The 12107-nt window shown below is 34.2% G+C and carries 7 protein-coding genes; 1 reads left to right on the top strand and 6 read right to left on the bottom strand.

Translation table 11 applies throughout. The features are described from left to right. Positions 1 to 4 precede the first annotated feature (4 nt). The gene (locus VRU49_RS03945; protein ID WP_330145482.1) at positions 5 to 481 is read left to right on the top strand and encodes an Lrp/AsnC ligand binding domain-containing protein; all 477 of its coding nucleotides are present in this window, start codon (positions 5 to 7) and stop codon (positions 479 to 481) included. Between the two features lie 5 nt (positions 482 to 486). Here VRU49_RS03945 and VRU49_RS03940 read toward each other — a convergent pair whose 3' ends face one another. From VRU49_RS03940 to VRU49_RS03915, 6 genes are all read right to left on the bottom strand, one after another. Continuing rightward, the gene (locus VRU49_RS03940; RefSeq protein WP_330145481.1) at positions 487 to 1305 is read right to left on the bottom strand and encodes an SDR family oxidoreductase; all 819 of its coding nucleotides are present in this window, start codon (positions 1303 to 1305) and stop codon (positions 487 to 489) included. A gap of 5 nt (positions 1306 to 1310) precedes the next feature. Next, a complete protein-coding gene (locus tag VRU49_RS03935; protein WP_330145480.1) occupies positions 1311 to 3593 on the bottom strand; it encodes a Tex family protein in 2283 nt (760 codons plus the stop codon). 77 nt (positions 3594 to 3670) lie between these two features. Beyond that, a complete protein-coding gene (locus VRU49_RS03930) occupies positions 3671 to 4657 on the bottom strand; it encodes a pyruvate dehydrogenase complex E1 component subunit beta (protein ID WP_330145479.1) in 987 nt (328 codons plus the stop codon). A gap of 749 nt (positions 4658 to 5406) precedes the next feature. After that, positions 5407 to 5955 carry a GNAT family N-acetyltransferase gene (locus VRU49_RS03925; RefSeq protein WP_330145478.1) on the bottom strand — a complete coding sequence of 183 codons (549 nt, stop codon included), beginning with the start codon at positions 5953 to 5955 and terminating at the stop codon, positions 5407 to 5409. Positions 5956 to 5961: 6 nt separating this feature from the next. Then, complete coding sequence (locus VRU49_RS03920; RefSeq protein ID WP_330145477.1) at positions 5962 to 8802, bottom strand: PD-(D/E)XK nuclease family protein; 2841 nt, start codon at positions 8800 to 8802, stop codon at positions 5962 to 5964. Positions 8803 to 8825: 23 nt separating this feature from the next. Further along, positions 8826 to 12092 carry a UvrD-helicase domain-containing protein gene (locus tag VRU49_RS03915; RefSeq protein ID WP_330145476.1) on the bottom strand — a complete coding sequence of 1089 codons (3267 nt, stop codon included), beginning with the start codon at positions 12090 to 12092 and terminating at the stop codon, positions 8826 to 8828. Positions 12093 to 12107 lie beyond the last annotated feature (15 nt).

Below are 12107 nucleotides of genomic sequence, written 5' to 3'. Positions count from 1 at the left end.
AATCATGATTAAAAAAGAAGCCCAAAATTTTGAAATTGATAATTTAGATATTGACATATTAAAACAATTAATGGTGGATGGCACCAAACCTTACTCAGAAATAGCAAAAGATTTAATCGTTTCTGGTGGAACCATACATGTCCGCATGAAAAAAATGCAAGAAATGGGTATAATAGAAGGCACACATTTAGTTATTCATCCACAAAAAGTAGGATACGATATCTGTGCATTTTTGGGAATATTCTTAGAAAAAGGTATTCAATATAAAGATGCAGTTGCTCAACTTTCTAAAATTAAAGAAGTGGTAGAGCTACACTATACCACAGGGACATATAGTATGTTTGCTAAAATTATTTGTAGAGACACCAATCATTTAAGACATGTATTAAATGAAGAAATACAGGCTGTAGAAGGGATACAAAGAACAGAAACTTTAATTTCTTTGGAAGAAAGCATCAAAAGACAAATAGAATTAAGCTAATCATCCTATTTTGCTCTTCCCTTAAAATTATCCATCGAATTATAAATACCGAATACTTTATTCATTACCCAATCAAATACCCTTATTGGAAGCATTCCTTGAAATAATCTAACAAACCAATAAGGCAATGGAATAGCCACTAAAGATTTCCTATTTTCTAAGCTTGAAATTATTTTTTCAGTAGCCTTTTCAGGATCTAAAATTGGAATTATAGATGATTTTACACCATCAAACATGCCTGTATTTATATAATAAGGCATAAATGTGGTAACAGAAATTTCTTTTTTTAATTGCAATAGTTCTAATCTAAGACTATCTGACCATCCAATTACCGCCCATTTACTTGCACAATAAACAGACATTTTGGGGTTCGCAATTAAGCCCGCCTGTGAAGCGATATTACAGATTGCGCCGTGATTTTGTTCAATCATTTTAGGAAGAAAACAATTGGCAACACGCATTAATGCCAAAGTATTTATTTCCATAGTCTTGGTTATCTCCATCGAACTATGCTCATGAAAGTATTTCCCAACTACAATTCCTGCATTATTTATTAAAATATCAATTCCATTTAATAGTGCATTTGTGGCTTCTCCTGCACGCTGAATTTCATCTGACTGAGAAAGATCTACTTTATAAGTATGGATCGTTCCTTCAAACTTATTAAACTCAGCTTTTACTTCCTGCATGCCCTCCTCATTTAAATCCCAAATTACAACATGACTAGCTCCCTTCTCAAGCGCTTTTCTTACCATAATTTTGCCAATCCCTGATGCGCCACCAGTTATTAGAACGCGTTGATTTAAAAAGCTGAGTTTACGCATAACAGTTATTTTTTAAACAAATCCTTAAGTTGTGCTAATTTTTCTTGTAAGTCGCCATCCGCATTTTTAGGTTCACTTTTCGGCAACCTTGCCTTAAATTTCGGGATATTTTTTGAAGTATTATCCTTCGGTTTTATATTATTAGGTTTATTATTTGTGTTCCCTTCGGTTTTCATTGTTAAAGAAATCCGCTTCCTTTGTATATCTACTTCAAGTACCGTAACTTCTACTACTTGATTTACTTTTACAACCTCATTTGGATTTGAAACAAATTTATTGGAAAGCTGACTTGTATGAATTAGCCCATCTTGATGTACTCCTATATCAGCGAATGCACCAAAAGCAGTAATATTTGTAATTCTTCCCGGCAATTTCATGCCTATTTTTAAATCTGAAATAGAATTTACGCCCTCTGCGAACTCAAATGCTTCAAATTGTGCCCTTGGATCGCGTCCTGGTTTTGCCAATTCGTCCATAATATCTTTCAACGTTGGCATTCCAATTTCATTAGAAACGTACTTTTTCAAATCAATTTTATCTCTTAGTTCCTTCGAAGTCATAAGATCTTTAACCGTAGCACCAACATCTTTACATATAGATTGAACTAAAGAATATCGTTCTGGATGAACGCCACTAGTATCCAAAACATTTTCTGCATTTCTTATTCTTAAAAATCCAGCCGCCTGCTCAAATGCTTTATCACCTAATCTTGGAACATTTTTTAAGCTTTCGCGATTCTTAAATGCCCCATTTTTATTTCTATAATTGATAATGTTCTGTGCTAGAGATGGACCTAAGCCAGCTACATAGGCTAAAACTTGTTTTGAGGCTGTATTTAACTCTACTCCTACTGAGTTTACACAACTCATTACTGTATCATCCAAACTCTGTTGTAACTTCTGTTGATCTACATCATGCTGATATTGACCTACGCCGATAGATTTGGGGTCGATTTTAACCAATTCTGCAAGAGGATCCATCAATCGCCTTCCAATAGAAACCGCACCCCTAACTGTAACATCATGATCGGGAAATTCTTCTCTCGCAACTGCAGAAGCTGAATAAATAGAAGCGCCACTCTCATTTACCATCACGATTAAAACTCCCTCGAGATTTAGACCTTTAATAAAAATTTCTGTTTCTCTACCTGCTGTACCATTCCCAATTGCAATCGCTTCAATTTTATATTTCTGAACCAATCCCAATATATCAGCCTTGGCTCTAATTAATCCAGATTCACCTGTGTGCGGAAAAATGGCAATATAATCTAATAATCTACCTTGCTCATTTAAACAAACTACTTTACATCCAGTTCTAAACCCTGGGTCAATAGCCATTACTCTTTTCTCTCCTAGTGGAGCTTCAAGTAAAAGTTGCTTAGCATTTTCAGAAAACACTTTTATAGCTTCTATATCTGCGCTTATCTTGCTAATGTTTCTAATTTCTGTTTCTATGGCTGGCTTTAAAAGTCGTTTAAATCCATCTTCAATAGCTTTTTTTACAATTGCCGATTTAGAATTATTTGCTGTAATAAACGCTCTTTCTAAAATAGAAATTGCTTTTTCTTCTGGAATTTGAAGGTTAAGTCGTAATATCCCTTCATTTTCACCTCTACGCATTGCCAACACCCTATGAGAAGGTGCGGCATTTATACGTTCTGTCCATTGGAAATAATCTTTATATTTTATTCCCTCTGCTTCTTTATCTTTAAGAACAGAAGAAACATATTGACCTTCCGTCATATACAGCTTTCTCAACAATTCCCTCGAAGGAGCATGCTCATTAATAATTTCAGAAATTATATCCTGGGCTCCACTTAAGGCATCTTCTATAGATTTTACACCTTTCTCTTCATCAATAAAAGTAGCCGCTACAGCATCAACCTCCCCTTGTTTTTGTTCTAAAATTAATAAAGCCAACGGCTCTAATCCTTTTTCTTTCGCAATAGATGCCCTAGTTTTTCGCTTAGGCTTGTAAGGCAAATAAATATCTTCTAATGAATTAATATTTTCCGCTTTATCTAAAGCTAATTTTAAATTATCATCTAAAACACCTAATTCAGTTAACGACTTAATAATTGTTTCTTTTCTTTTATCAAAGTCTATTATTTGCTGATACAAATCTCTAATTCCTGCAATTTGAACCTCATCTAACCCTCCTGTCATTTCCTTTCTATATCGAGCAATAAATGGAATTGTACCACCATCTTCCAATAATTTGAGTGTAGATGAAACTTGTTTGTCGGAAATTTTTAAAGTTTGAGCAATTTTATGATGTGCGTTAAACATGATTTTAATTGGTGGATATCAAAAAAAATCCCCCCGGAAATACGGAGGGATATATAATTTTAAATAAAATATCAATATTATTTAGTGATGTACATTACTTCCTTTACTGCTTTAATTAATTTATCAGCATTTGGTAAGCTTGCCGCAATTAAAGTTGGCGCATATGGAAGAGGAACATCTTCACAAGTAACGCGTAAAATTGGCGCGTCTAAATGATCAAATGCTGCACGTTGCACATTAAATGTAATTTCAGAAGAAATAGAAGCCAATGGCCACGCTTCTTCTACTATAACTAATCTATTGGTTTTCTTAACAGAGTTGATAATAGTTGCATAATCGATAGGGCGAACTGTACGTAAATCTACAACCTCTGCATTAATTCCGTCTTTTGCTAATTCATCAACCGCTGGCAATACCACACGAGATAACATTTTACCAAAAGTAACGATCGTTACATCTGTTCCTTCTTTTACAACATTAGCTTTCCCTATCTCAATTGTATATTCCTCTTGAGGAACGTGACCTTTATCTCCATACATAACCTCAGATTCCATAAAAATCACTGGATCTGGATCATTAATTGCAGCTTTTAAAAGCCCTTTTGCATCATAAGGCGTTGCAGGAACAACAACTTTTAAGCCTGGACAGTTTGCATACCAGTTTTCAAAATTTTGAGAGTGTTGTGCTCCTAATTGACCTGCATTTCCTGTTGGTCCTCTAAACACGATTGGACAAGAGAATTGTCCGCCACTCATAGATAACATTTTAGCCGCAGCATTAATAATCTGATCGATGGCTACTAATGAAAAGTTAAAAGTCATAAATTCTACTACCGGAATTAACCCGTTCATAGATGCGCCTACACCAATACCAGCAAAACCTAATTCTGCAATTGGCGTATCAATAACTCTTTTTTCCCCGAATTCATCCAACATTCCTTGACTCACTTTGTAAGCTCCGTTATATTGGGCAACTTCTTCTCCCATAAGGAAGACATTTTCATTTTTGCGCATTTCCTCACTTAATGCCTCACGCAATGCTTCTCTGAATTGTATTTCTCTCATAATGTCTAAATAGCAGTTAGCAAATATAGAGAATGTATTGGAATAATGGAAGACGGAAAGATTGGGAAGTTGGGGAGTCTGGGAGTCTGGGAGACAGAAAGACGGAAGTTGGGAAGACGGGAAGTCCGCATGAAAGAATATTCTCATGAAATGGATCAAGAAAAGAGCTTAAACACTCTGTCTTTCAGACTTTACTAAACTTTCGGACTTTCCCGACTTTACTAACTTAACTGATTCTCTCAACTGTATGAAGAAATTATTGCCCAATACTTTGCTAGCGCAAGGCTTGCCCCGGCTCTGTGCCGCCGGTTGGCATTTGCTTTTTTCTTGATAAAAAAGCAACAAAAAATCAAGGGCTTCATAAAATTACCTAAAAATTGGGTTAAGCCTTCTACAGAAAAAGAACTCGCTTGTTGCACTACGCTCAAACAGCTTTTTCTGATAGAATACTTTCGTGAACCCCAATTTTTTAACGGAAATTTTATAATGCCCGTCAGCAGGGGGGCTAGGAGTGCGGAAGACAGGATATTCTCTCATAAAAATTATTCAATGAAAGAGCTTAACCACTCTGTCTTTCGGACTTTGCTAAACTTTCGGACTTTCGGACTTTCCCGACTTTCCCGACTCTAGCAACAACTTATGAGAGTCCGGAAGACGGAAAGACTGGAAGTCCACATGAAAGAATGTTCTCATGAAATGACTCAATACAAGCGCTTAACCACTCTGTCTTTCGGACTTTACTGACTTTACTAATAATGCTTTATATAATATTCAGAATCTAAAGTTTCTCCTTCAAAAACTAATTCTCCGTTAATACGCTTGTTAAAGGTAAAATTTGCTCCTTCCAAGACCTTTCTAGAGCTACTGTTTCTAGGATCAATAATTGCCTCTACATAACTAAATTTCAAAATATTCTTTCCGAAATTTTCAATTTCCTTTACTGACTCAGGAACATAACCTTTACCCCAAAAATTTGGTTCTAACATATATCCTAGCTCAGCACTGTTGCTTTCAGGATTAATATTAAAATAACCTATCACACCCATCAATAGTTGCGGATTTTCCTTGGGCGAAATAACCCAATTAATAGCTTTACCTTCTGCCAAAGCTTCCAGAATTGTCTTGATAAATTCTACTGCCTGTTCCTCGGTTTTCACTCTTGGTTTAGGAATATAAGCCATGGCTTCTTCGCTACCTCTCAACTTAATAATTTGAGATGCATCGCTATACTCTAACTTTCTTAGAAGTAAGCGCTCCGTTTCTAACAGTGGAAAGGGATCAAAATTAAAGGTATTCATGCTATTTTATCTATCAAACAAAGTTCTGTAAATGGAGTATTTATAGTTATCCGGCTCTAAACTTGCTCTAAATGGAACTTCCAGATTAAATATTTCGGCAAGCTTTTCTTTTAATTGGGATAGAAATAAAGGCTTTACCTCTTCTAAATAAGCATCAGAAAGCTTAGATTTTCTAGAACGGAAATAAACATTCCCATCAGCCATAGTTTTTACTACAAATAAGTTAGGCTCTACTTCCTTTTTCCCCGATTGTTTTTCATAAGCATAAGTATATATCAATGTTTGAATTAATGCTTTGTTAATTTGCTTTCCATCGGTTTTAAACAGCTTTTCAATATCCGAAAAGGTTAATTTATCACTTCCCGTTTTATAATCTATAATTCTAGTTACCCCATTTCTTACATCAATTCTATCAATATATCCAAACAACGAAACCTCTTCAATTTTATCATTTAATGAGAAATCCAATTTTGCACTAATTTTTTCCTCTAAACTTAAAATTGTAAAAGGCGCGTCTTCTATATCTCTATCTAAAATTATTTTCACATAAGCTTCAACGATAGACAATATAACCTTTTGCATACCTGAGTATTCCAAAACGCTTTCTTCTTTGTTTGTTATTACAAAATTGAAAGCCCTTTCTACCATGGCCTTTACCTGTTTACGCTTTTGTTTTATGAATTCCGCAGTAACTTCTTTTCTAATTTCATCTCTGTAAAAGTACTCCATCACTTTGTGCAAAATAGAGCCAATTTGGTTAGCCTCAATTACAGCTGTAACTTCTTCTGGTTCTTTTATTTCCGCTATATACCTGAAAAAGAAATCAATAGGATTAGAAATATATAGAGTAAGTGCGGATGGCGATAAATGTTTTTCCCCTTTTAAATAACGATTTAACGCTTGCTGAATTACTGGATTTTTTTTGTCTATTATTACTTCTTCTCGTCGCTCTGTAGTAACAGAAAGTTGTAAGGAATTATTACAAAAACTAAACGAGCTTTCATATTCCAATTGTTTTAATATTCTACTTACTTCTCCTGAATTACTTTCATCAGTAAGTCCGTTGTAAACTAAGCTAATATTTTTTGCCCTTTGTAACAGTCTATAAACCATATAAGAAGAAATGGCATCTAAATTCTCTAATACTGGCAATCCGTACGCCCTTCTAATATTATCTGGAATAAAGCTATTCCCAATATTTGTTTTTGGAATTATCCCTTCATTAAATCCCAAAAATATAACATGATCAAAGTTTAAATTTCTACTTTCTAACAATCCCATCAACTGAATTCCTTTTAGTGGATCGCCACTCAACGGAACCGACACACCTTTCAACGATTTTTGAATTAATTGAACTACAAAATGAAATTCTTCGTCTTTAACAAAGTTTTTCAGCGTGTCATTTAATCTATTAAGTTCTTCAATTGTTTTTACAAATAAATCTGCATCAACCTTTTTAAGCATTTGTTGGGCAGATAGTCGAGAAAGCAAATATTTCATTATTCTAAGTAGCTCCGAAACTAACATTTCCGGCTCCTCTACTTTCTTATAAAACTCCAAAAAAATGCCCCCTTGCTTTTGCAAACGATCGAGTTCAATATTTACAACTTTATCTTTTAATAGAGCGGTTTGGATATTGGCTTTAAGTTTAGCACTTAATCCAGTTAATGGATGCGTAACAAAAGCTTCTAAAGTTTGGTAGGTAATGAAGTTTTTTGCTCTTAATTCCAATTGAGAATTTAACCATAAATCTGCCAGCCCAAAAACTGTTGATCCAGCTAAAGCAAATCCCATCGTTACATTGAGATCTACACCATCTTCTATTGTTTGTAAAGCAGGGATTAGCAAACTTTCGTCTGCTAGAATTATGGCCGTATTACCTATTTCTTGAGGTTTTGCTTCATCGCCTTTCAAAATAGTGTTCAAAATTTTGGCTTGAGCGCTATGCCCTTGTACTTTATAAACGTTAACGTGATGTTCTTCAGAACTGAAACTTGTGGATGGCGTTTCAAACACATTTTTTAACCCCAACTGATTGATGTTTTTACGCAAAAACAACCCTGCTTCCTGAAGTTCGTCATCGAAATAATATGTATCAACATCGAAATAAAAAAGGGCTTTATTTGCTTCTTGTAATTTGGTGAACACTTTTGCTTCTGCTCGAGATAGTGCGTTAAAACCAACAAAAATAATTTTACCTTCTTCAAAGTTTTTAAAAAACACCAACTCACTTAAATCTGACTGTGCCAACTGGCGATAAACTTTTCCGTTGGTAATATAATTTTGGGCTTTTAATTCTTCATGAAAACGATTGTAAAGCTTAGGCATTCTTCGCCACATTTTTATAAATAGTTCTTGTTGTTTTTTATGCTTTCCCTCGCTATATGACTGCCAAAATTGTGCTAAAAACTCGTATTGTTCCTTACTTAGATAATCGAACTCCAAATTAATTTTAGCTACATCTTCCAGCTCTCTATACAGTATGTCAGCATCTACCAAATCATTATCTATTTGAGCAAAATCACTTAACATAATTTTTGCAAGCGGAAAAAACTGACTACTTTTTAGCATAGGCATTCCTTCTTCGGTTAACAACTCATTGTATACTTTTAACAAAGTAAAAAACTGAAGATAAAAATCGGCAGATTTCTCCTTTACGCTACCCGCAAAAAACTGCTGAATAGTAAAAATAGACGGGCTAAAAAATGGCTTTTTTATTATTTCAGATAAATATTTACGTAAGTAGGTAGCAGGTCTATTGTTATTAAATACTATAGCGCAATGTTGCAAATCATCACCAAACTTGGTTACTAAATCCTGGGCAACTTCTTTTAAAAATGGGGTCATTTAGTTCTATAATTAAAATGAGGTTAAAAATTAGAAGTTACTTCCTTCAACTCCTGGGTTGCCGCATAAAATAGGTAACCATTTACTTGTTCAAAGCCCATCTGTTGCAATAAATTTTTATAAGTAAGTATTTGCTCAATATGCTGGTCCGTTTGCTCCAGCGTAAATTTATAATCCAGTATAGTAACTCCCTTTTCATGAATTACAATCCTATCTGGCCTATGTAATTTACCTGTTTCATCAATAATATTTTTCTCAATAATATCTTTAGTAGATTGAGCCAAAAGTTTTTTCAAGTCCGGATGATTAAGCACTTCCATAACTTCAGCTTTTAGCCCCTCTAACTCATCCAAAGCAATTACTCCATTTAATAACATTTCATTTAAACAATCGCTAACCTCTTGTTCTGTATGTGCATTGGCCAACACTTCATGTTTTATAGAGCCAATTCTTCCCGATTGTTCAATATTTAAAACATGTTGTAAGTTTTTTTCCTGCGACGGAAGGTAAAGAGCAGATAAACGGTTGGTAGTTGGATAGGACTCCAATTGTAATCCGCCAGAACTTTTAATAGAAGTATTCTCTATTACATCTTCAATAATTTCGTATTGATTTGTATCGTTAAAATTAGCATCACCAGCGTCAACCGAACTAATAACATGAGCTAAAGCATCACCAACAGTGCTAATTTGGGAAGTGTCCGATTTCTTCATGACCGACATATATAAATAATCTTTGGAACGGGTAGTTGCCACATAAAGCATGTTTAGGGAATCTAAAGCACTATCTAATAATTCTTTATAAAAAGCTTTTGCTACAGTAGAGTCGCTCAATTCTTCAGCAAATTTTAAAGGAATTCCACCCAATGCTTCATAAACAGTATCCGCGGCAGAAACCCAGAAAATAGAATTCGCTTTAGTTTTTAACTCCCAATTACAAAACGGCACTAAGACGGCTCTGAATGCTAATCCTTTAGATTTATGAATGGTAATTATTTGAACTGCATCTGCTTCATCAGGAGAAGGAAGCGACTTATTAACGCCTTCTTCATCCCACCAGGTTAAGAAACTAACCATCCCCTTTTCGCCCATTTTGGTAGCTTGACTAACCAAATCTCTGAATGCTAAAAGATAAGGGATATGTTGTTTTAAGCTACTTATTTCGTATGCTTTAATAATATTCTCTACTAATTCTGCTAATGGCAATTGTATCCAATCCTGCCAATGCTCACAAAGCGAATTAGGAAGAAGCGCTGATAAGCTAGAAAGCGATTTACCATTTAGTGAAAGATATGCTGTTGGCGATAATTCTCTTCCATGCAAACGATGATAAAGTGCTATACAGTTGGCCTTGTAAAGCGTAGTTTGGGTGTCAATCCCTACCAAAACCTTTAAAGTATTAATAATTAAAGAAATTGCATTATTTCCTGATATCATTAAAGCTTCTCCGGAAAGCACTGGAATATTGTGCTCCATTAAACCATTAACGCAAAGGGCGGCTTCAAAATTTGAACGCACCAAAATGGCGATATCTTTAGCCAAATAATTTTTCTCTTCTTTTAATATTTTTATCTCACTTATAACATCTTTAAGTGCTATTTCTCTATAATTGGTTTCTGTAAATTTTTCAATTTCTCCTTCTACATCTTCTTTTCCAAAACGCTTTATTTTAATTGTACCGCCAGGTTTAGTAAACGGAGAATAATTTTGTTTAGCATTTTCATAAACTGATGTTACTATATTATTATAGTTATTTGCTTCCCACCATAATTTTAGCTCGTCAGATTTTGAAGTAATATGCGTATTTAGGATATCTTGTAATAGTGGCGGCAAAGACTGATATAAAAAATTATTGAAAGTGATAATGTTTTCTGTACTACGATAATTCTCTTCTAAATTATCATCAATCACATTTACTGGCCCAATCTCCGTCTTAGCTTGCTGATGTAGGATATTCCAATCGCCATTTCGCCACCTATAAATTGATTGTTTTGTGTCTCCAACAATTAAATTGTCTATATGTTGCTGACTAGGAGTGGCAATAGCGTTAGATAAAATAGATTTAAAACTTTTCCATTGGTTAACGGAGGTATCTTGAAATTCATCAAATAAAAAATTTCTATATTTATTTCCAACCTTTTCCCAAATAAACGAAGGGTTGTCGGCAGCATCATCTGTAATTCCGGTAATTAATTTCTGAGCATCGCTGATTAAAAGATTATCGTTTTCACTTCTGTAATCACTTAATAAAACAGCTACTTCCTGCATTAAGCGTAAGAAATAAAGATTCTTGTTGAAGGCAATTGCCAAGCTATATTTAGAAAGGTTTTCTTCTCTAAATTGCTTTATTCCTTTTAATGCTGAATTTAGTTCTTCGAAAAGAGAAAAGTCTTCCTTCTGTGGTTTAAACCAAGCTTCTATATTATCAATTAAATCAAATATTTTTTCAATTCTTTCTTGATATTTATCTTCTTTTACTTTAGATAATACGGATAATTTAAATAGCCAATTTTGGGACTGTTTTACAAAATGCGTTTTATCTAGATTATGCCTTTCAAAAATTTCAACTGCCGCATTCGTTCTTAATTCAAGTTCTTTTTCGAAATTATTGATTTCCTCCTTGGTGATATTGATATAATTTTTAAAAAGTTCATCAATATTTTCCTGTCCAACCTTATTTAGGGAATACTCAAAAATTTCGTAACTGTCTTTAAATACTTCCCCTATTAGATTTATTAGCTCCTTTCTATAATTCCAACTTTTATTTTCACCAATACGCTCTAACGCTAAATCAATTATCCATTGTAATAGTTGTTGATTATGATTTAGGCTATCGTCAAGCTTTTGAACCAGTTCATCCTTCACCTTATCATAATTCATTTCCAGACTATAATCTGCATTTAAACCCAGTTCAAAAGCAAAACCTCTTATTACTTTTTGTACAAATCCATCAATTGTACTTACAGAGAAACGGCTGTAATCGTGCAAAATTTTTCTATAAACTTTATCCGCTTTTGCTTTCAATAACTCTGCATTTAGCTGAGGATGCGCGGCCAATACAATTAATCTATAATCTTCTATTTCCTTAGAAGCATCTCCCATAGCGAAACCCTTTAAAACCTCAAGAATTCTGGTTTTCATTTCCTCTGTAGCCTTATTGGTAAAGGTTACTGCCAGTATTTCTCTGTATTTATTCTCTCCACTGAATAGAAGAGTGAGATAATGAGCGGCCAAACTAAACGTTTTACCTGAGCCTGCCGATGCTTGTAATATTTTGAGTGGTTTTGGCATTTTTTTTATTTAGAG

Origin of the sequence: Pedobacter flavus (genome assembly GCF_036324285.1) — a bacterium.
GTDB lineage: Bacteria > Bacteroidota > Bacteroidia > Sphingobacteriales > Sphingobacteriaceae > Pedobacter > Pedobacter flavus.
This window is presented reverse-complemented; position numbering and strand designations above follow the sequence as displayed.

Excerpts from the sequence above, each read along its gene's own strand:
- VRU49_RS03945 (WP_330145482.1), top strand. The coding sequence starts at position 5 with ATGATTAAAAAAGAAGCCCAAAATTTTGAAATTGATAATTTAGATATT.
- VRU49_RS03925 (WP_330145478.1), bottom strand. The coding sequence starts at position 5,955 with ATGAATACCTTTAATTTTGATCCCTTTCCACTGTTAGAAACGGAGCGC.
- VRU49_RS03940 (WP_330145481.1), bottom strand. The coding sequence starts at position 1,305 with ATGCGTAAACTCAGCTTTTTAAATCAACGCGTTCTAATAACTGGTGGC.
- VRU49_RS03935 (WP_330145480.1), bottom strand. The coding sequence starts at position 3,593 with ATGTTTAACGCACATCATAAAATTGCTCAAACTTTAAAAATTTCCGAC.
- VRU49_RS03920 (WP_330145477.1), bottom strand. The coding sequence starts at position 8,802 with ATGACCCCATTTTTAAAAGAAGTTGCCCAGGATTTAGTAACCAAGTTT.
- VRU49_RS03930 (WP_330145479.1), bottom strand. The coding sequence starts at position 4,657 with ATGAGAGAAATACAATTCAGAGAAGCATTGCGTGAGGCATTAAGTGAG.
- VRU49_RS03915 (WP_330145476.1), bottom strand. The coding sequence starts at position 12,092 with ATGCCAAAACCACTCAAAATATTACAAGCATCGGCAGGCTCAGGTAAA.